At 51.6% G+C, this 21,706-nt stretch carries 16 protein-coding genes and 1 other RNA gene; 15 read left to right on the top strand and 2 right to left on the bottom strand.

Translation table 11 applies throughout. The features are described from left to right. Positions 1-86: 86 nt before the first annotated feature. From rtcA to DFR42_RS12340, 5 genes are all read left to right on the top strand, one after another. Entirely contained in the window at positions 87-1,112 is a 1,026-nt protein-coding gene (gene rtcA / locus DFR42_RS12355) for an RNA 3'-terminal phosphate cyclase (protein WP_211324287.1), read from the top strand. Positions 1,113-1,255: 143 nt separating this feature from the next. After that, positions 1,256-1,999: a hypothetical protein gene (locus DFR42_RS12350; protein WP_146218834.1), complete on the top strand. Its 744-nt coding sequence runs from the start codon at positions 1,256-1,258 to the stop codon at positions 1,997-1,999. A gap of 516 nt (positions 2,000-2,515) precedes the next feature. Next, the gene (locus tag DFR42_RS12345; RefSeq protein ID WP_110255279.1) at positions 2,516-3,724 is read left to right on the top strand and encodes an RtcB family protein; all 1,209 of its coding nucleotides are present in this window, start codon (positions 2,516-2,518) and stop codon (positions 3,722-3,724) included. 3 nt (positions 3,725-3,727) lie between these two features. Then, on the top strand, positions 3,728-3,895 hold the full coding sequence (locus DFR42_RS29200; protein ID WP_170133497.1) for a hypothetical protein: 168 nt from the start codon (positions 3,728-3,730) through the stop codon (positions 3,893-3,895). Between the two features lie 165 nt (positions 3,896-4,060). Then, the gene (locus tag DFR42_RS12340; protein WP_110255278.1) at positions 4,061-5,191 is read left to right on the top strand and encodes an acetyltransferase domain-containing protein; all 1,131 of its coding nucleotides are present in this window, start codon (positions 4,061-4,063) and stop codon (positions 5,189-5,191) included. Here DFR42_RS12340 and DFR42_RS12335 read toward each other — a convergent pair. Together DFR42_RS12335 and DFR42_RS12330 are read right to left on the bottom strand one after the other, a co-directional pair. Continuing rightward, positions 5,188-6,375 (bottom strand): MFS transporter, encoded by a 1,188-nt coding sequence (locus tag DFR42_RS12335; RefSeq protein ID WP_110255277.1) that lies wholly within the window; start codon positions 6,373-6,375, stop codon positions 5,188-5,190. The genes DFR42_RS12340 and DFR42_RS12335 overlap by 4 nt on opposite strands. A gap of 129 nt (positions 6,376-6,504) precedes the next feature. Further along, positions 6,505-8,202, bottom strand: a complete 1,698-nt coding sequence (locus DFR42_RS12330) for a thiamine pyrophosphate-binding protein (protein WP_110255276.1) — start codon at positions 8,200-8,202, stop codon at positions 6,505-6,507. 123 nt (positions 8,203-8,325) lie between these two features. Here DFR42_RS12330 and rnpB point away from each other — a divergent pair. The 10 genes from rnpB to murD all read left to right on the top strand — a co-directional run bounded on the left by rnpB (position 8,326) and on the right by murD (position 21,638). Beyond that, an RNA gene (gene rnpB / locus DFR42_RS12325) (RNase P RNA component class A) lies at positions 8,326-8,676 on the top strand. A 189-nt stretch (positions 8,677-8,865) separates the two neighbouring features. Continuing rightward, a complete protein-coding gene (locus tag DFR42_RS12320; protein WP_110255275.1) occupies positions 8,866-12,039 on the top strand; it encodes a bifunctional diguanylate cyclase/phosphodiesterase in 3,174 nt (1,057 codons plus the stop codon). 515 nt (positions 12,040-12,554) lie between these two features. Further along, the gene (mraZ, locus tag DFR42_RS12315) at positions 12,555-12,983 is read left to right on the top strand and encodes a division/cell wall cluster transcriptional repressor MraZ (protein ID WP_110255274.1); all 429 of its coding nucleotides are present in this window, start codon (positions 12,555-12,557) and stop codon (positions 12,981-12,983) included. Positions 12,984-12,992: 9 nt separating this feature from the next. Next, entirely contained in the window at positions 12,993-13,952 is a 960-nt protein-coding gene (gene rsmH, locus DFR42_RS12310; protein WP_110255273.1) for a 16S rRNA (cytosine(1402)-N(4))-methyltransferase RsmH, read from the top strand. After that, complete coding sequence (gene ftsL, locus DFR42_RS12305) at positions 13,949-14,224, top strand: cell division protein FtsL (RefSeq protein WP_110255272.1); 276 nt, start codon at positions 13,949-13,951, stop codon at positions 14,222-14,224. Before rsmH ends, ftsL begins: the two co-directional genes overlap by 4 nt. Further along, a complete protein-coding gene (locus DFR42_RS12300; RefSeq protein WP_110255271.1) occupies positions 14,221-15,984 on the top strand; it encodes a peptidoglycan D,D-transpeptidase FtsI family protein in 1,764 nt (587 codons plus the stop codon). The genes ftsL and DFR42_RS12300 overlap by 4 nt, the downstream gene beginning before the upstream one ends. A 17-nt stretch (positions 15,985-16,001) precedes the next feature. Beyond that, entirely contained in the window at positions 16,002-17,510 is a 1,509-nt protein-coding gene (locus DFR42_RS12295; protein WP_245936940.1) for a UDP-N-acetylmuramoyl-L-alanyl-D-glutamate--2,6-diaminopimelate ligase, read from the top strand. Then, the gene (locus DFR42_RS12290; RefSeq protein ID WP_110255269.1) at positions 17,510-18,928 is read left to right on the top strand and encodes a UDP-N-acetylmuramoyl-tripeptide--D-alanyl-D-alanine ligase; all 1,419 of its coding nucleotides are present in this window, start codon (positions 17,510-17,512) and stop codon (positions 18,926-18,928) included. Before DFR42_RS12295 ends, DFR42_RS12290 begins: the two co-directional genes overlap by 1 nt. Before the next feature lies 1 nt (position 18,929). Next, the gene (mraY, locus tag DFR42_RS12285) at positions 18,930-20,099 is read left to right on the top strand and encodes a phospho-N-acetylmuramoyl-pentapeptide-transferase (protein ID WP_110255268.1); all 1,170 of its coding nucleotides are present in this window, start codon (positions 18,930-18,932) and stop codon (positions 20,097-20,099) included. 33 nt (positions 20,100-20,132) lie between these two features. Next, the gene (gene murD, locus DFR42_RS12280) at positions 20,133-21,638 is read left to right on the top strand and encodes a UDP-N-acetylmuramoyl-L-alanine--D-glutamate ligase (protein WP_110255267.1); all 1,506 of its coding nucleotides are present in this window, start codon (positions 20,133-20,135) and stop codon (positions 21,636-21,638) included. Positions 21,639-21,706 lie beyond the last annotated feature (68 nt).

Here is a 21,706-nt window from a genome sequence, read left to right as displayed (position 1 = left end):
AAGTTGATCTTCTTTTGCTTTTCTCTGTGGCTCTGTGTCTCTGTGGTTAATGGTCTTGAACTTGATTTGAATTGAAAATAAAAATAATGAATAAGAAAATGATAGAGCTCGATGGCGCTTTGGGTGAGGGTGGGGGGCAGATATTGCGTACCTCTTTGAGCCTGTCCATGATTACCGGTCAGCCGTTTCGTATCATCAATATCCGTGCTGGCCGCGCCAAGCCGGGTTTGTTGCGTCAGCATCTGGTGGCAGTGCAATCTGCTGCGGCTGTCAGCGGTGCGCAGGTGACTGGTGCAGAACTGGGTTCGACCACGCTGGAATTTATTCCTTCGGGGATCTATGGCGGCACTTACCAGTTCGCTATTGGCAGTGCAGGTAGTTGTACCCTGGTGTTGCAAACACTGATACCAGCTTTGCTGTATGCCGATAAACCATCGACCATCAAAATCACTGGCGGCACGCACAATGACATGGCACCACCTGCACAGTTCTTGCAAAAGGCTTATGGCCGGGTATTGCAGCAGATGGGTGCAGATGTCAGCTTTGAATTGAAACGCTATGGTTTCGTGCCTGCTGGTGGTGGTGAGATCATCGCCCAGGTACAGCCATGCAAGCAGTTGAAGAAAATCGACTTGCTGGAACGCGGCGAAAGAACCAAAGGCTACGCCGAGAGCTTTGTCGCCGGTGTACCTGTCGATGTCGCCAAGCGTGAGCTTGAATGCGTAGGCGCAGGCATGGGCTGGACTGCTGACCAATTGCTGGTACGCGGCCTCAGCAATGACCAGGGGCCGGGCAATGTGCTGCTGATCACGCTGGAACACGAACAGGTCACCGAAGTGTTTTGCGGCTTTGGTGAAAAAGCCGTCAAGGCAGAAAATGTCGCCAAACGTACTGTGCAGGAATTACGTGAATATGTCGCGTCGGGCGCCGCCTTGGGCGAGCATCTGGCGGACCAGGTCATGTTGCCATTTGCACTGGCGGGTGGAGGTAGTTTTACGTGCAGTGTCGTGTCGCAACATGCAAAGACCAATGCAGATGTGATTGCACGATTCTTACCCGTACAGACAAAATTTCATTCAGAAGGTAAGCGATTTTTTTGCACTTTGAAATGACGCATGTTCTTAAAGATGGTATTTTTCGATACGTTAATTCGAATGCAACGATTTAAGTAGTTTTTTGGGAAACTTTGCTTGTGCGGTCTAAATTATAAGAAGCACGATACTATAATTTATCTCGAATTATTTAGGACATTCAAATGAATTCAAATTCTCGCTTGAAAATTCCAACATCATTTGTTTCGTATGCCGCGACAGAAATGACAAATAACGGCCTTACCGGGCCAAAACTTGTTGAGATTACTTCTTCATATGCTGTCGATTATTCTATTGATATACCGCATGCTCGTTATCCGTTTGACTCTCCAAACAAACGAACCGCGTTGCTCGATAATTTACTCTGTTTTTCACCTAAACAGCAGTATCAAATCATTAGAGAAATGTGCGACAGACTCAACCCTGATGGAAATGTTGCAGCACTAGTAGCTCTGAAAGTGAAATTATTTAATGAATATAGGGACTTCGCAGATCTGGATAATGAGGATGCAATACACAGCACGTTGATAATTGAAGCGCGTCATTGGTTGTCTGAGTATCCAGAAACAAAAAAATTATTCGATGAAGCGCTTCAGAAGCACGCCCATGGAGTGTTTCAAAGAAATACGCTTGATGATTTACGATTAGGATTGGAAATATTGATTCGTCAGCTATTTTCAAATCAAAAATCACTTGAAAATCAAATGTCTGCTATAGGGAATTTTGTCAAAGAGAAAGGTGGCTCACCACAACTTGCAAACATGTTTGAAAAACTGGTGGACTACTATACGAAATATCAAAATACTTATGTCAAACATGACGATGCTGTTGTTACTGCAGAAGTGGAATTTGTATTTGAACTAACGAGTTCTTTTATTAAACATTTCTTGCGTTTAAAAAGCGCATAAGTATCTACTCTATTTTTATCTTTAGTCGGATTTGAAAATAAGAAAAATATGATTGACACGTCATTTTCTTTTGATGCAGAATCGAGTCTCTTCGATATGCAGCAATTTTGAAATTTACCGCAATTCGATTTTTTCCGATTTTTTTCATCAACACCAAATTCAAGAAAGGAACGGCCATGCCACGGAATACGGCTAGCAAGAACAATCAATACTTTTAGCCCCGTGCACGACGCTCGGGGTTAAGGCAAATCGCCAACCCGAGCCGGTCTTTTTTTTGAAAACCCCGGTGAGGAAACTCGTCGGGGTTTTTTACTTTTCAAAACGCTGATTTTTTGTTGGAACGCCAGAACCTGCATAGCCTTGGGTCGTGCAGGCAGGGATGGTGTTCGCCAAAAAAATGCAGAGCGCTATTGACGAAGAAAAGCAGCCAGATATTTCTCAGGCCAGCAGCAAGATTTGCTGCAGCGGCAGAAACGACTCGCTGAAAAACACCGGCATTACAAGAAGGAAAATTGTATGCCTATAGCTAAGAGTTTGCACAAGGCCAGAGTGCCTGTGCATATATTTACCGACGATGTTGATCACACTGCGATACAGCAGTTGCTCAATATCGCCAGTTTAAACATCGTTCAGCCCCACGTTGCTGCCATGCCTGATGTGCATGCGGGTGTGGGGGCAACGGTAGGCAGTGTGATACCTACCCGTGCCGCCATCATCCCGGGTGCTGTGGGTGTCGATATCGGTTGTGGCATGAATGCCGTGCGCACGACTTTGACTGCCAGCCAGCTGCCAGATAATCTGGCGAAACTGCGCAGTGCCCTGGAAGCCGAGATACCTGTTGGCTTTCGCCAGCATGCTTGGAACCGGATGCGCGGGTCTGCCCTGGTCAGGGTGGGTAAGCCCTTGAATGACAGGCTGGACAAGATCGTTGCCAAGCACAAAAGCATCATGCGCATGCTGCCGAAGTTTTACCAGACCTGGATATGCCAGTTGGGTACGCTGGGTGGTGGCAATCATTTCATTGAAGTGTGTATCGATGAAGAGCAACGCGTCTGGATCATGCTGCATTCCGGCTCACGTGGTGTGGGCAGTGTCATAGGAAAGCACTTTATCTGGGCTGCACGGAAAGAAATGTGGCGGCACCAGATACATTTGCCAGACAAGGACTTGTCTTACTTTACTGAAGGCTCGGAATTGTTTGATGACTATGTAGAAGCAGTGCAGTGGGCGCAGGACTATGCGCTGGCTAACCGCAGTGAAATGATGCGCAGGGCACTGGCTGTACTGGAAAAAGAAGTGACCAGCTTCAAGCTGGATGGTGAAGCTATTAATTGCCATCACAATTATGTGTCGCAAGAAACCCATAATAATGAAAATCTCTTTATTACCCGCAAGGGAGCAATTTCTGCCCGCATGGGTGAAATGGGGATTATTCCTGGCAGCATGGGTGCGCGTAGTTATATCGTCAGGGGCAAGGGTAATCCTGAATCATTCTGTTCCTGCTCTCATGGGGCAGGGCGCAGAATGAGCCGGGGTGAGGCCAGGGAGACGTATGATGCTGATGACCTGGCAGCCCAGACTCAGGGTATAGAATGTCGCAAGGATAAGGGCGTCGTGGATGAGATTCCGGCAGCGTATAAGGATATTGATGCAGTCATGGCACATCAGCATGATCTGGTTGAAGTTGTGCATACCTTGCGCCAGGTCGTTTGCGTGAAAGGATAAGAGATGAAGCTCACAATCAAATTGCCCAAGCCACGCAATCCACTGGCTGTAGTGGCAAAACAACGCAATGCCGGTGTCCATGGTGCAGTCAATCCCAAGCGTACTGAGCGCAGGCAAGAGAAGCAGCGTTTGCAACAACTCAAAGGCGGGCGGCTGAAGGATGAAGAGTAAGCGCGCAGCTCGTGTTAACTTATTTTAACCAGGGCGCTCATTTGGCAACAAATGGGCGCTTTTTTATTTGCCTCGCTTGAAATGCTTTGCTGCAAGCCACGTGTGCTGGATAGAATTGCTGCATTAAAATAAAAACTGCGCCTGGTCGCAGGTGGGGGATACACCATGATGCGGCAAAACCGGCTACCAGCCATAGACCTCTTGCGCGGTCTGGTCATCGTGCTGATGGCACTTGATCATACCCGCGATTTTTTTGCAGTCACCCCATTCGACCCGCTGGATTTGCAACAAGGCTCGCCTGGTTGGTTCTGGACGCGCTGGATTACCCATTTATGCGCACCCATCTTCGTGACCCTGGCGGGTATGTCGGCCTTCTTGCGGGCGCAGCAGCGTGATAAAAAAGATATGACACGCTACTTGTTAAGCCGGGGAGCCTTGCTGGTTTTACTGGAATGCACCTGGGTCAGCTTCAGCTGGCAATTCGGTTTTAATGTGTTCATTCTGCAAGTGATCTGGGCCATAGGCATGGCGATGATGGCGCTGGGTTTGTTGATCTGGTTGCCACACTGGGCGATTGCCCTGGTTGCTGCTGCCCTGATACTGCCGCACAATCTGCTCGATGGCATGCATGCCAAAGGTAGCCATGTCTTGTTCATGGCCTGGCATCAGGGCGGCTTTTATCCCCTGACTGACCAACTCGGTATTGTTTTTGCCTACCCGCTCATGCCATGGATAGGTTTGATGGCTGCCGGTTATGCGCTTGGGCCAGTGATGTTGTGGGAGGCAGGCAGGCGACAGCGTTTCCTCTTCGCGGCAGCGGCTATCCTGTTTGTCAGTTTTGTGATTTTGCGCAGCGGTAATTATTATGGCGACCCTGATTTCTGGTCGGCACAAGGCAAGGGCTGGTTGTATGACTTCATGTCTTTTGTGAAGGTGCATAAATATCCGCCTTCATTGCTGTATCTGTGCATCACGCTCAGCATAGGCCTGGGTACGCTGGCCTTGATGGACAAGTATGTGAAAAAGCCTTTGCCATTGATGATGTTGTTTGGCAAGACGCCGATGTTCTTTTATCTGGTGCATATCGCGCTCATCCATGCGTTGGGCTGGATTTATATGCAGTTGCGTTATGGGCAGATAGTGGATTTTCGCAAACCTGAGTTGACACCAGAGTATGAGGCTTCGCTCCTGGTTTGTTACCTGGCGTGGTTGTTTGCCCTGGCTGTAATGTGGGGGCTAACCAAACTGTGGCTGGCGCGCAGGCCGCAAGCAGCGTCTACATCAGGCAAGGCCTAAGACAATACTTTTTGTTTTCTGGTCGATGGATGCAGTATAAGTCCCAGCAAGCTGACGCTAGCAAAAATGGCACCAGCATAAAAAGTAAAAGCTGATCCAAATTCCTGCCACAGCAAGCCTGCGACAACACTGGCCAGTAGCAGGCTGACACCACTGGCGAGATTGAAAAAACCAAAAGCCGTGCCACGCAAATCAGCCGGGGCACTGGCGGCAACCATGCTGGACAATAAGCCCTGGGTCATACCCATGTGTATGCCCCATAAGGCGATACCAGTTGCCAGCCCATACCATTGCTGGCTATAGCCGAGTACTACATCCGACGCCACCAGCACCAGCAAACCCCAGGCCAGCAACTGAGGGTGAGACACCCGGTCAGACAGTTTGCCAAAAGGATAGGCTGTTGCCGCATACACCAGGTTCATGGCAACCATGATGAGGGGTACATAAGCCACGGGTATCTGCATTTGCTGGGCGCGCAGTATCAAAAACGCTTCGCTGAAGCGGGCCAGGGTAAATATGCTGCCCAGTGCCACCACCCACCAGTAAGCGGTGCCCATACGGCGTAGATTGTGCATGCTGACGGGGTTGCCTGGCCTCTGTGCAATTTTGTTGTCCGGCTCTTTTACGCCGACGAAAAGCAAGGCCATTGCAGCCAGACCGGGAATGACGGCCAGCCAGAATATGCGCCGGTAGTCATTCATCCATAGCAGCATCAGTGCGGTCGCCAGCAAGGGGCCGACTACGGCACCTATGGTATCGAGCGATTGTCGCAAACCGAAAGCAGCACCACGTATTTCTGCCGGAGTGATGTCGGTGATCAGGGCGTCACGTGGTGCGCCGCGTATGCCTTTACCTATCCTGTCCATCATGCGGGCTGTCAACAGCATGCCCATGCCCTGGGCAATGGCAAACAGGGGTTTGGTAAAGGCACTCATACCATAGCCAAACACGGCCAGGGCCTTGCGCTTACCCATGCGGTCACTCAGTGCACCTGAAAACACCTTGACGATAAGAGTGGTTGATTCGGCGATGCCATCGATCAGGCCAACGGCAAATACGCTGATGCCCAGCGTGCCTACCATGAACATGGGCAGCAGGCTATGTATCATCTCTGAAGAAATGTCCATGAGCATGCTGACAAAGCCGAGTACCCAGATACTTTTAGGCAGTGGAGGTTTGCTCATGTAGGCAGCTTCCCGTAGAGGTAATAATGGGAGTGTGCCTTAATTTGTGGATGGTGGGAATGCCATCTTGCTTGTTGCAGCGCAAACCGGCTTCGGGAAAACCGAAGCCGGTTTAAGGAGGCTCAGACCTTATTTGCCTGCATCCTGAGCTGCTTTGCGCAGGGTTTCCAGCGTTGCACCTGGCGTGATCAGGTTACCGTCGTAACGCAGTTCTATCAATGCAGGCAGATTATGCTGGCGACTATGCTCAAGCGCACGTTCCAGTGCAGGGGCAAATTCTGCCGTGGTGTTGACAACTTCTCCACTACCGCCAAAGGCGCGAGCCAGTGCGGCAAAGTCAGGATTGTGCAATTCTGTACCAGAGACGCGTGCCGGGAATTCTTTTTCCTGATGCATGCGTATGGTGCCATACATGCCGTTATTGAAGACGATGATGACCACGCCTGCCTTGTACTGCACGGCAGTTGCCAGTTCCTGGCCATTCATCAGGTATTCACCATCGCCAGCGAAGGTGATGACGGTGCGTTGCGGGTCTATGATCTTGGCGGCAACGCCTGAAGGTACGCTATAACCCATGGCACCAGAGGTCGGGGCCAGTTGCGTGCGCATGCCGCCATAAGGGAAGTAGCGGTGTGCCCAGGTGGCGTAATTGCCTGCGCCATTGGTGATGATGGTGTCTTTGGGTGCCAGGCGTTTGATGTCCTGCACCACTTGCCACAGGTTCAGGGGGGCATTTTCTTTGGCAAAAATTGCCGGTTCGGTTTGCCATGCCAGCAAGTCAGCGCGTGCTTCGCTGACTGTTGGCTTCCACTTGGTGGCTGCATCCAGGCCTGCCATTTCAGCCAGGGCTTCGGCAATTTCTTTCATGCCGCTGTTGATCATCAGGTCAGCCTGATAGACGCGGCCCAGTTCCAGTGCGTCACTGTGGATGTGCACCAGTTTCTGCTTAGGCACTGGGGCTTCCAGCACGCTATAGCCGCTGGTAGTCATTTCACCCAGGCGCGGGCCTATGGCGATGATGAGGTCTGCGTCTTTCAGTCTTTGCGCCAGCTTGGGGTTGATGCCTATACCTACATCACCTATGTAGTTGGGATGGGCATTGTCCATCAAGTCCTGGAAACGGAAGGCACAAGCCACGGGCAGGTTATTGCTGGTGGCGAATTCACTGATGTGCTGACATGCCGCCTGGTCCCAGCCGCTGCCACCCAGTAACAGCACAGGGCGTTGTGACACGGTCAGCATATTGCGTAGTTGCGCCAGTTGCTGTGGCGAGGCCGACGCCTGCACTGGTGTGTAATGGCGGGTATCGGCGACTTCTGCCACCTGGGCCAGCATGTCTTCTGGCAATGCCAGCACGACCGGACCGGGGCGGCCACTGGTGGCGACCTGAAAGGCGCGGGCGATATATTCAGGCACGCGGTCAGCGCGGTCTATCTGGGCTACCCATTTTGCCATCTGGCCAAACATGCGGCGGTAATCTATCTCCTGAAAGGCTTCACGCTCGACAAAATCATTGCCTACCTGACCTATGAACAGGATCATCGGTGTTGAATCCTGATAAGCGGTATGCACGCCGATAGAGGCATTGGTGGCACCCGGCCCACGCGTGACGAAACAAATGCCGGGTTTGCCTGTCATCTTGCCATAAGCATCTGCCATGAAGGCTGCGCCGCCTTCCTGGCGGTTGATGATGAAGCGTATGGGGCTGTCATGCAGGGCGTCCAGCACTGGCAAATAACTCTCGCCAGGTACACCAAAGATGGTATCGACACCGTGGACTTGCAGGGCATCCACAATCAACTGGCCGCCAGAACGTGATTTCAGCATGATAGACAATGATAAAAAAGTAAAAGCAGTACGCTACCAGAAAGCCTGCTTAATTTGCATCGTATTTGAGGCTTCTGCACGGAATTATCATTGAGCGGGGGCAGATAGGGTAGAATAGCGCCCGAAGCAGGCCAGACAATCGCTGGTTGCCTTGAGCAATCAAGGTGACGGGAGGAAGGTCCGGACTCCATAGAGCAGGGTGACGGCTAACGGCCGTACGTTGAAAGCCAGGGCGCAAGTTTTGGTATAAGACGAGGAATAGGGCCACAGAGACGAGCGTATTAAGTTACGGTGAAACGCGGTAACCTCCACCCGGAGCAATTTCAAATAGGCACGCGTTGATGTTGCTCGCGGAGCGTGCGGGTAGAAAGCTTGAGCGGCGGAGCAATCCGTCGCCTAGAGGAATGATTGTCATAGCAGACGGCAGCAATGTCTATGCCGTAACAAAATCCGGCCTATCGGCCTGCTTCAATTTATTGTTTATCTTGTATTTTCCAACGGGCAGGTATCTTGCCAGCTCTCCACTTCATAATATGCCGCAGTCTGTACAAGATTGTCGCCGCCAAGCATCATTCCTTGAAAGCAAGTCCTTGTTCTGAAAATACCAGTGGTACACTGGTGCAATAGGTTCTACTGACGCTGTATCTACAACATTGCAAACGCATGGAGACTGGCGGTCTGAAAAAAGAGCGCGATGTGCCTTTGATGGCCCTCGCATTTTGCATCTGCCTGATTGCTGCCGCAATCATAGGGCAGAGCTGGTGGTCTATAGCCCAAGACAAGGCGCTGACCATCAATGCTGCGCAAGAGCATAATTTTCTGGCGGTACGCATACTCGAAGAACATGTCAGCGAAGTAGTGCGCGGCTCCTTGCAAGTTATGAGTGTAGCCGCTGAAGAAGTGCTTGCCGAAACCAGGCTGACACCGGGCGAAGAAAAGCAGCTACAACAAATTCTGGCCACACAAAGGCAGGACTCTGAATTTATATATTCGCTTTCCCTGTTCAATCTCAGGGGGGAATGGCTGGCATCGAGCCAGTCCGGTGGATTCGGCCAAACTCAGGATCAGCAACATATTAAATTCCTGCTTGACCGCCCTGACGATAACAAGGTCGTACTGGGCCAGGCTTATCAACTGGCTAATACCGGGCAGTGGATTTTGCCAGTGATAAGAAATTTTTTTGATAAAGACGGCAAACGCGCTGGCCTGATACAGGCTGATATGCAACTGCGCTATCTGTATGATTTTTATGAGCGTATCGCCCTGGGTAGTGGGGCCAATATTGCCGTATATGATGAAGCTGGCAAGAAACTGGCTGGGGCACAGGCCGGTGCACTGAGCAAAGAGCGTGAATACGCACAGCCTGTGGTTGACCGGATTTTGCGTAATAAATGGGAAGAGGGGGCCTTACGCGACGAAGGCACGGACGGCAAAGGCTGGCTGATCAGCTATCGTCGCATCAGTGGCTTGCCGCTGACGCTGGTATATGCCAGGGAAACCAATGTTATCCTGGCCGACTGGAACACCCGGGTCGCACAAAAAATCATTGTCACAGCTTTGACTGCAGGCTTTATTTTTATCCTGGCATTATTGCTGCTTTGGCAAATCCGTCATTTGCGCGACTCCAAAAACCGGCTGGAGGCCAGCGAGAGCCGTTATCGCCTCTTGTATCAGGGCGCGCAGGATGCCATCCTCCTCATTAGCCGTGACTATATCTATGTCGACTGCAATCCGGCAGCGGTGGCCTTTTTTGGTGTCAGTAGCCAGGAAGAAGTCATAGGCCGCAAGGTTGGCAGTTTTTCACCCAGTGTTCAGAGCGTTGCCGGTTACGCAACCCAGGACAAGGATGTGCTGGTGGCTACCCTGATAGACCAGGCTTTCAAGGGGATGCCACAGCGTTTTGAATGGGTTACTACACGTAATGACCAGATACAGCATAGTGAAATTTCGCTGAGCCGGGTGGAAGTCGATGGTGAAATGCTTTTGTTTTGCGTAGAGCGCGATATCAATGCGCGTAAATATAGCGAATTGCTGATTGCCGGACAAAATCGCCTGTTGAAACTCATAGGTGGCGATGATGATTTATCAACAATACTGGAGGCGGTCAGCAAATTTGTAGAAAATTTATGCCCACACTGGCGTTGTGGCATACAACTGCTGGCCGATGACAAGCGCAGTTTTGCCCAGGCCACGGGCAGCCATTTTCCTGAAGTCTTGCTGGCACAGATCCCGGGCATGACGGTGACACATGGCAGTGGTATTTGGTCCGAGGCCGTGCTGGGCATGCAGCAAGTCTGGCTCAATGAATTCTTGCGTGCGCCTGCCATGCAATTCGTCAATGGGGTAGAGACCCTGACAGAATTTGCTTCCTGTGCCGCCTGGCCCATCATAGGCAAGAATGGGCAGTTGCTGGGCAGTTTCAGTCTGTTTTCGTATAGCCGCGAGCCGCTTAGTGAAAAAGACCTGGGCCTGATCCGTATCACCGTGGATATTGCCGGGATTGCCATCGAGGGCCGTCGTTCTGAAAAGAAAATCATGCAGCTCGCTCATTATGATGAGCTGACTGGTTTGCCCAACCGATTTTTGTATAACCAGCATCTGGCTCGTTCACTTGCCATTGCCGAGCGTAACCGCAGCCAGCTTGCCGTGCTTTTCCTGGATTTGGACCGCTTCAAGAACATCAACGACACCTTTGGTCATGACGAGGGCGACCATGTCTTGCGTACCGTGGCACGCAGCTTCCGCCAGTGTCTGCGTGAATCCGACATTATCGCCAGGATAGGTGGGGATGAGTTCATCCTGCTGATTGACCAGTTCAGTGAGGCGCGTGATCTTGGAGACGTGGCCGACAAGCTCTTATATGCTGCTGCCCAGCCTTTCGAGATAGACGGGCAGGAATGCCAGCTCAGTGCCAGCATAGGCATAGCCACCTTTCCCACCGATGGCCGCGATGCCCAGACCCTGCTAAAAAACGCAGACATTGCCATGTACAAGGCAAAAAACAAGGGCAAGGACAATTACCAGTTCTACGCCTCGGAAATGAATACCCATACCGTGGAAAGGCTGGCTTTTGAAGCCAGATTGCGCAGGGCGCTGGAAAGGCGAGAATTTGTCGTGCACTACCAGCCCAAGCTGGATGTGATGACCGAGCGCATCGTTGGTGCCGAAGCCCTGGTGCGCTGGAACCATCCTGAGCGTGGGATATTGTCACCCGTCGAATTCATTGGCCTGGCAGAAGAAGCTGGCCTGATCGCCCGCCTGGGCATGCTGGTGCTGGATATCGCCTGTCGCGATATCCTGAGTTTCCGCAACGTTGATAAAAATTTTGGCCGGGTAGCCATCAATTTGTCGGGTGCCCAGTTCAATGATGTGCATATGCTGGAAGAGGTGAAAAGTGTGGTGGATTTCTGGCGCGTGCCATCCAATTCCATCGAGTTTGAGATCACTGAAAGCATGGTCATGCATAACCGCGAGCAAGCCATTTTGCTCATGGATGGCCTCAAGGAGGCTGGCTTTACCCTGTCCATCGATGATTTTGGTACAGGTTATTCATCACTGGCCTATCTGAAGCGCTTCCCGGTGGATAGTGTCAAGGTGGACCGATCCTTCATCAAGGACATACCTGATGACCCAAATGACACGGCCATAGTCCTGGCCATTGTTGCCATGGCGCATACTCTCGGTATCAAGGTGATTGCCGAGGGCGTGGATTCTGCTATACAGCTGGAAACCCTGCGTGACTGCAAGTGCGACGAATTCCAGGGTTTTTACTTCAGCAAGGCTGTAGCTGATAAAGAGTTTTTGCAATTATTGCAGCGTCAGAACCGGGCTTCTTGATATCTTCATATCGTGAGCGTGTCGCGAGCGAGTTGCAGCGCACAAATTGTGCTGAAAAACTGCCCCTGAAGCCAGAATTTCAGCGATAATCTGCCCCCTGATTCATCTCCTCCGGTATAGCAAAGTTTATTAATTGTCACTTCAGCGGCTAAAAAGCGGTCAACTCCTCTTTCCTGCAGGCATTTCTCCTGAGTTTCCCATCCCAAAACGCAACATCCGGGATAAACACATGGTTATATGTAAGGCGCTACTTTCACTGTGCAGCGTAAGTACCTAATTTATCAGGATAAATTGTTGAAGGGTGTCTGCGCGCCACCTCAAGTGTTCGCGCTAAGTCATTGACTTCATTAGAAATTTTCCAAATTTACTGAGCAAATACGCTTGACCACACTCAAGTCATCCTCTAAAGTGGGCAATAGTGTGAAAAAGTGTAATTTTGTGGAACAGAATACCTTATTTCGCTTACATTCCATGCTGGGCCAGACATACAGATTTTCAGGAAGAAGGTAGATAGCGTGTTTCAGGGGGCGTCCTCACTCAATCTCGATGCAAAAGGCAGGATGTCCATCCCTGCCCGGCATCGTGACGCGCTCAATGTGCAGTGCGAAGGCCGGATTACCCTGACCCGTCATCCTGATGGCTGTCTGCTGCTTTTCCCACGCCCTACCTGGGAATCTCATCGTGAACAAATCGCTGCATGGCCCATACAGGCACGCGACTGGAAACGTATTTTTCTTGGCAATGCCTTTGATGTGGACATGGATAGCGCCGGCCGTATCCTGGTCGCGCCAGAGTTGCGCAGTGCAGTAGGCATGCAGCGCGATGTCATGCTGCTGGGCATGGGCAGCCATTTTGAGATTTGGGATGCTGCCAAGCTGGCAGAAAACGAAGCGAAAGCCATAGCTGGCGGCGCTCCTGATGTATTAAACAATTTTTCTTTCTGATCGCGGGCAATGAGTATTCAGCAAGCGGCAGATTTTACGCACCAGACTGTGCTGTTGCATGAGGCTGTAGACGCCCTCGGCATCACAGATCAGCGTACTAGCGGGATTTATGTAGACGGCACCTTTGGCCGTGGTGGGCATAGTCGCCTGCTCTTGTCGCAACTGGGTAGCAATGGCCGCCTGATTGCCTTTGACAAGGACACTCAGGCTATCGCCAGTGCAAAAGAAATTCTGGACCCGCGTTTCCATATCGTACATGACAGTTTTGCAGCGATTGCTGAAGCACTGCCTGAACTTGGTGTCGGCAAGGTCGATGGCATTTTGATGGATCTGGGCATTTCATCACCGCAAGTGGATGACGCCAGCCGGGGTTTCAGCTTCAGGTCAGATGGTCCGCTAGACATGCGCATGGATACTACGCGTGGCATTTCCGCAGCCGAATGGCTGGCGACTGCCGAAGAGCAACAAATTACGGAGGTTATAAAAAATTATGGGGAAGAACGGTTTGCTTTTCAGATTGCAAAGGCGATTGTTGCTCGCAGGAAGACAGACGCCATTCGTGGAACACGACAGCTCGCAGAAATCGTCGCACACGCCGTCAAAACTCGCGAGAAGGGTAAAGACCCGGCAACTCGCACCTTTCAGGCTATACGGATTTTCATCAATAAGGAGCTTGAAGATCTCGAAATAGGCCTGGCAGCAGCGTATGAGTCACTGGCCCCGTACGGCCGTATGTCGGTTATCAGCTTTCATTCCCTCGAAGACCGTATCGTGAAGCAGTTTTTTGCTTCCAAGGTCAAGGTAGAGCAGCCTGATCGCCGCTTGCCGATACGCCATCTTGATTTGCCGCAACCAAAAATGCGCTTGCTGAACCGTATCAAGCCATCCGAAGCTGAGGTCAGCGCCAATCCGCGTTCGCGTTCAGCAATTTTGCGGGTGGCAGAGCGCCTGCCTGAGGGGGATGCATGAGCACCCGCTTCAATATTATTCTGGCCGCCGCCCTGATAGCCTGCGCCTTGTCGCTGATTAATTCTCAGTACCAGGCACGGCGCCTGTTTATAGAGCTGGAGCGTGAGCAAAGTTTAAGCAAGCAGTATGAATTGCAATGGACGCAACTGAAACTCGATCAGTCCACTTTTGGCAAGCACTCCCGCATAGAAACAACGGCGGCACGTGAGCTGAATATGGTGGCAGTCACACCTGATCGTACGCAGTACCTCAAAGCGGTGGAGACAAAATGAGCAGATCAGCCAGTACATCCCGTACCGCCGCTGCACGCGGCGTCGCCTTTTCTTCCAGCCCTGTACTGGATGTGAAGCTTCCTGCCTGGCGCTCGCGTTTCGTGCTGTTCCTGTTGTTCGCTGCTTTTATCGCGCTGGTTGCCAAAGCCCTGTATCTGCAAGGGTTTACCAAGGATTTCCTGAAGCAGCAAGGTGCCAATCGCTACGCGCGTACTCTGGAGTTGCCAGCCACCCGTGGCAAGATCACTGATCGCAATGGCCAGGTATTGGCGTCGTCCGTACCTGTAAAAGCCATCTGGGCCATTCCAGATGATGTACTGGAAGCCCCCAAGGAAAAAATACAGCAACTGGCTAAATTGCTCGACATGACGGAAGCAGAATTGCGCAAGAAGCTCGATTCTGACCGTCAGTTTGTTTATCTGAAACGCCAGGTCGAGCCTGCCATCTCAGACAAGATTGTCGCCCTGGGCATACCTGGCATAGAAACCCGCAAAGAATACAAACGCTATTATCCAGAAGGTGAAGTCATGGCCCATGTGGTCGGCTTCACCAATGTGGAAGACGTAGGACAAGAAGGTATAGAGCTGGCATCGGAAAAAAACCTGGCGGGTAAGACCGGGAGTCGCCGTGTCATCAAGGATAGGCTGGGCCATATCGTCGAAGACCTGCAAGCAGTGCGTCCACCGCATGATGGCAAGGATTTGACCCTGTCGATAGACAGCAAGATTCAGTACATTGCCTTTACGCATTTGAAAGAAGCACTGGAAAAACACAAGGCCAAGGCCGGTGGTGCGGTGGTGCTGGATGTACAAACCGGTGAAGTGCTGGCGCTGGTGAACTTGCCTACCTATAACCCGAACGACAGGTCGGTGCTGACTGGTGCGCAATTGCGCAACCGTGTCATGACCGATACCTTTGAGCCTGGTTCCACCATGAAACCAGTAACAGTAGCCCTGGCTCTGGAAACTGGCCGCGTCACACCTGATACCGTCTTCCAGACTGCGCCTGGCGTCATGTCCATAGGTCCGGCCCTGATACATGATGCCCATAAACAGGGATCTTTGACTGTCGCGCAAGTCATACAAAAATCCTCGAATATCGGCACAGTGAAAATGGCAATGCAGATGCAGCCGCAAGAAATGTGGGAAATGTTCACTACCCTGGGTTTTGGTCAGCAACCCAAATTCGGTTTCCCTGGCGCAGTTGCCGGGCGTTTGCGCAATTACAAAAACTGGCGTCCTATCGAGCAAGCGACCATGAGCTATGGCCATGGTATCTCGGTATCGCTGATACAGATGGCGCGTGCCTATATGATTTTCGCCAGGAATGGTGACATGATACCGCTGACTTTTCAAAAGTCGGATGAATTGCCGCATGGTTCACGTGTCATTTCAGAAAAGACTTCAAAACAAGTGCGCCTGATGATGGAAACAGTAACCGAGCCTGGTGGTACTGCGCCACAAGCGCGTATTGCTGGTTACCGCGTTGCAGGCAAAACAGGTACTGCCCACAAGAATGAGGGTGGCCGTTACGTGAATAAATATCTGCTTGATTTCATTGGTTTTGCTCCCGTTTCTAATCCGCGTGTGATTGTTGCGGTAATGGTAGATGAACCAACTGCTGGCGGACACTTTGCAGGCCCTATCGCCGCTCCGGTGTTTGCAGCAATTATGGCGAATGTCTTGCGTTCACTGAATGTGCCGCCTGACTCTTCCGTCACCAGCATTATTCCTGAAGAAGGTGTACAGGAAAGCATGTAATGACACAGAAAAATACAATGACAATAGCAATACTGGACTGGCTGAAGCAGCATGCGCAGAATGCGCAATTGCGTTCAGATTCCCGCTCCATACAAACAGGGGATGTCTTCTTCGCCTTGCGCACCCATATCACTGATGGCCGCGCGCACATCGCCCATGCAGTTGCCAATGGCGCAGCTGCAGTCGTGTATGAAGCAAATGAGTTTAAGTGGGATGATGCTCTTAACATCCCGCATCTGCCGGTAGAAAACCTGCAGGACCTGGCTGGTCATGTAGCCCATGCCTGGTATGGCCAGCCTGATGATGGCTGGTTCAATGTCGCAGTTACCGGTACCAATGGCAAGACTTCCTGCACACAATGGATAGCCAGGGCCTTGTCACTGAGTGGCACACCTGCTGCCGTTATCGGCACGCTGGGCATAGGCCAGTACCGCAATGGCATGCTGGGTCAACTGGCAGAGACTGGTTACACCACACCTGACGCCATAGGCTTGCAGCAAAAACTGGCAGACCTGCAGCGCGATGGCGCGCAGGCACTCGCGATAGAAGCGTCTTCCATAGGTCTGCACCAGGGCCGCTTGAATGGCTTGCATTTTGATGTGGCCGTGCTGACCAATCTGACGCGTGATCATCTTGATTATCATGGTGATATGCAAGCCTATGCTGCCGCAAAAACAAAGCTGTTTGACTGGCAGGGCCTGGGTACGGCAGTCATCAATCTGGATGATGCCTATGGTCTGGAGCTGGTCAGGCATTTGCAAGCCAGTCAGCCAGATACCAAACTGCTGGGCTATAGCCTGGAAAAAGAACTCGCGCCAGGCATAGATGCCCTGGTCGCCAGCAATCTGAAAACCAGCCATGCGGGCACCAGTTTCCATCTTGAATCTCCGTTTGGCGCGGCCCAGGTCAAGACCCAGCTCATCGGCAAGTTCAATGTCAGCAATATCCTGGCGGTACTCGCCGTGTTGCTGAGTAAGGGCATAGCACTGAACAAGGCAGTGGGTATCATAGAAAAACTGGCACCTGTTCCTGGCCGCATGCAATTGCTGGGCACTGCTGGCCATGTCATGGTCGTCATTGATTATGCGCACACACCAGATGCACTGGAAAAAACCCTGGACGCCTTGCAGCAAGTCGCGCAAGAAAGAGCCGGGGCTTTGTGGTGCGTGTTTGGTTGTGGCGGTGATCGTGACCCTGGCAAGCGTCCACAAATGGGCAAAATTGCTGAACTGGCGCAACATGTTGTTGTCACCAGTGATAATCCGCGCAGTGAAAATCCATCGAAAATCATAGAAGATATTCTTAAAGGCATGACGGGCACGCCGCAAGTTATTGAAGACCGTGCCAATGCAATTTTGTATGCAATCAAGCATGCTGATCATCATGATGTGGTTTTGCTGGCGGGTAAAGGACATGAAACCTATCAGGATATCAATGGCAAGAAATGGCCATTTTCTGATGAAGAGCATGCCGCACTCTCACTCGCTACCGTGGCAACCAGCGGTAATATGAAGAGGAGTAGCTGATGGAATTTACTCTTCAGGAATTGCAGGCTGCCCTGCCTGCGGCGCAACTGACAGGTGATGCCGGTGTCATTACCCGTATAACAGGTCTGACTACGGACAGCCGCAAAGTTGGCGCTGGAGATCTGTTTGTCGCCCTGCGCGGCGAGAATTTTGATGCCCATGATTTCCTGCCGCAAGTAGCGGCCGCTGGTGCAGCAGCGGTGATTGCCGAACACCTGCCAGCAGATTTCAGTCTGCCCGCTTTGCAGGTAGCAGACAGCAAACTCGCACTTGCGCAGGTGGGGCGCTTCTGGCGTCAACAATTTAAACTGCCCGTCATTGGTGTGACAGGCAGCAATGGCAAGACCACCGTCAAGGAAATGATTTCTTCGATATTGGCAGCAGCCTTTGGCGCAGATGGCCGTTTGGCGACCGCTGGCAATTTGAACAATGAAATCGGCGTACCGCTGACCATCATGCAATTGCATGCGGGGCACAAGGCAGCGGTCATAGAAATGGGCATGAACCATCCTGGCGAAATCGCCTTGCTGGCATCTGCCGCCATGCCCACTGTGGCCCTGGTGAATAATGCCCAGCGCGAACACCAGGAATTCATGCAAAGCGTGGAAGCAGTTGCGCGTGAAAACGGCGTGGCGATACAGTGCCTGCCAGATGATGGCGTGGCTGTATTCCCTGCTAATGATGTTTACTCAGACTTATGGCAATCCTTTGCGTCTGAACGCGGCCAGCGTAAAACCCTTACTTTTGGCCTGACGCCTGATGCTGATGTGTATGCGACTTACCTGCCCAGCGTGTTTGGCAGCGACCTGCAGATCAACCTGAATGGACAGGTCTTGTCAGTACGTCTGAATGCGGCAGGTCAGCACAATGTCTTGAATGCACTCGCCGCTGCAGCTTGCTGCCATGCGACAGGCGTCAGTAAAGAAGCCATCGTCGCTGGTCTGGAAAATTTTGCACCCGTGAATGGCCGCCTGCAACGCAAGCAAGCACATAGTGGCGCGACGGTGATTGATGACAGCTATAACGCCAACCCTGATTCAGTACGTGCTGCGATAGATGTGCTGGCACAAATCGGTGGTGACACCACGCTGGTGCTGGGGGACATGGGCGAAGTCGGTGAAAACGGCGCGCAATTCCATCATGAGATTGGTGAGTATGCCCAGCAGCGTGGCATCAAAAAATTGTTCTTGCTGGGTGGACTTGTGGCCCATGCGGCACAAGGCTATGGCGCAGGTGCGCAGCATTTCGCCAGCGTAGAAAACCTGTGCCAGAACCTCGACGCGCAAACTGCGGCTGACACGATAGTGCTGGTCAAAGGTTCACGTTTCATGAAAATGGAAAGAGTCGTCGCCCATCTTCTGGCAGCGGACGATATAAACAAAAACACATTACAACAAAAAATAATAGGGAATCACTAGTATGTTGCTCTGGTTGGCTGAATTGTTAAAGCAGGATATAGGCTGGCTGCGCGTATTCGGGTTTATTACCTTCCGCGCAGTTTTTGCCACGATGACGGCCATCTCCATCGGTATTTTTGCAGGTCCAGCGGTTATCCGCATGCTGACCAGACTCAAGGTTGGCCAGGCTGTGCGCAGCTATGGCATGGAAACACATTTGGTCAAATCTGGCACGCCTACCATGGGTGGTGTGCTGGTTTTGATCTCCATCGGTATTTCCACTTTGTTGTGGGGTGATTTGAGTAATCGTTTCATCTGGGTCGTGATGATAGTCACCCTGGGGTTCGGTGCAGTCGGTTGGGTCGATGATTATCGCAAGGTAGTTTATAAAGACCCTGAAGGCATGCGTTCCAGGGAAAAATATTTCTGGCAATCGCTGATCGGTCTGATCGCTGCTTTTTACCTGGCGTTTTCAGTCTCAGCACCAAGCAACTCCAAAGTGCTGGAATTGTTTATCGCCTGGGTGCAGTCCGGCTTCAATATGGATTTGCCACCCAAGGCAGATCTGATCGTGCCCTTCTTTAAAAGTATTAGCTATCCCCTCGGCGTCTGGGGATTTATCGCTTTGACTTATTGCGTCATCGTCGGTACCAGCAATGCCGTGAATTTTACGGATGGTCTCGATGGTCTGGCCATCATGCCTACCATCATGGTCGGTTCTGCCCTGGGTCTGTTTGCTTACCTGACGGGTAATGTTGGTTACTCCAAATATCTGTTGATACCGCATATACCAGGTGCTGGTGAATTACTGATTTTCTGTGGTGCGATGGCAGGAGCCGGTCTGGCCTTCCTCTGGTTTAATGCCCACCCCGCACAGGTCTTCATGGGTGATGTGGGCGCATTGGCACTTGGCGGTGCACTGGGCACGATAGCCGTCATCGTCAGACAAGAAATTGTCTTGTTCATCATGGGCGGGATTTTTGTGGCAGAGACCGTGTCCGTCATGCTGCAAGTCAGTTACTTCAAATATACCAAGAGAAAATATGGCGAAGGCCGTCGCTTGTTGTTGATGGCACCTTTGCATCATCACTTTGAGAAAAAAGGCTGGAAAGAAACCCAGGTTGTCGTGCGTTTCTGGATCATCACCATGTTGCTTGTGCTGATAGGTTTGTCTTCACTGAAGTTACGTTAAATAAGTTACGTTAAAAAGATAGATATAGAGTTTATGGATTTTTCAGGTAAACATGTACTGGTTCTTGGTCTGGGTGAAACCGGACTGGCGATGGCCCAATGGCTATTGCGCGCCGGTGCACGCCTGCGTGTTGCCGATACACGTGAAGCACTGGACAGGTTGCCGCAATTGCAGGCATTGTCAGATCAGGTGGAATTTGTCAGCGGTGCTTTTAACCCAGCCTTGCTGGACGATGTTGAGTTGGTGGCAGTCAGCCCTGGCTTGTCACCTCTGCGCGAGTTGCAGGAACTCTTACCTGTTGCGGCTGAAAAAAATATCCCGGTCTGGGGCGAGATAGAGTTGTTTGCCCAGGCACTGCAGGTATTGAAAGCTGAGCGCGAATACCAGCCCAAAGTCATCGCCATCACTGGCACCAATGGCAAGACCACGGTCACCAGCCTGGTTGGTTTGCTGGTAGAACGTGCCGGCTTGGCAGTCAAGGTCGCAGGCAATATCAGCCCGGCTGTACTTGACGTATTGCGTGAATGTCTGGAGCAGGACAGCCTGCCGCAAGTCTGGGTGCTGGAGTTGTCCAGCTTCCAGTTGCATACCACGCATAGCCTGCAAGCTGATGTGGCAACAGTCTTGAATATCACCCAGGATCACCTCGACTGGCATGGCAGCCTGCAAGCTTATTGTGCTGACAAGGCAAAGATTTTTGGCGAACAGACTTTGCAAGTCCTGAACCGTGATGATGCACTCGTCATGTCCATGGCTAAGCCGCTTGGCAATGCTGTCAGCTTTGGTGTGGATGCACCAAAACATCTGGCTGATCTGGGTTTGCTGAATGAGCACGGCATGGGCTGGCTGGCAGTGGCAAATCCTGCAGAAGATGCACCTGTCGTGACGAGCAGCCGCCGCAAGAAAAAAGAAGTGGAAGAAATGCCGGTCATCGTCAGCCGCCTGATGCCTACTGATGCCTTGCAAATCCGTGGCCAGCATAATGCGGCAAATGCCCTGGCAGCCCTGGCTTTGTGTCGTGGCATAGGTTTGTCATTTGCGCCCTTGCTGCATGGCTTGCGTGATTACAAAGGTGAGCCGCACAGAGTAGAGCAGGTTGCCAATATAGCCGGCGTTGATTATATCGACGACAGCAAGGGTACGAATGTTGGTGCAACTGTCGCTGCTTTGAAGGGTCTGGGTCAACAGTCAGACGCATTGCACAAACGAATTATTCTGATTGCCGGTGGCGAAGGCAAAGGCCAGGATTTTTCTCCTCTGGCTGATCCGGTAGAACGTTATACCAAGGCCGTCGTTCTGATAGGCAAAGCCAAAGAAGAATTGCAGCAGGCACTGACCATTACCGGTGTGCCGCTGCACGATGTCGCGACACTGGAAATGGCGGTACAGGCTGCAGCTGAAATGGCTGCTGATGGCGACATCGTTTTGCTGTCACCGGCTTGCGCCAGCCTCGACATGTTCCGCAATTATGCGCACCGCGCTGAAGTGTTTGTTGATGCCGTGCGCGAAGTTGCACTGGCAAGAGGGGAGATTTGCTGATGCGTCAGCTGCTGCTCCCATTGCAGAGATGGTCTCCATTTGGCAAGCCGCCTGTGGATACCAATCTG

It is taken from the genome of Undibacterium pigrum (assembly GCF_003201815.1).
GTDB lineage: Bacteria > Pseudomonadota > Gammaproteobacteria > Burkholderiales > Burkholderiaceae_D > Undibacterium > Undibacterium pigrum.
This window is presented reverse-complemented; position numbering and strand designations above follow the sequence as displayed.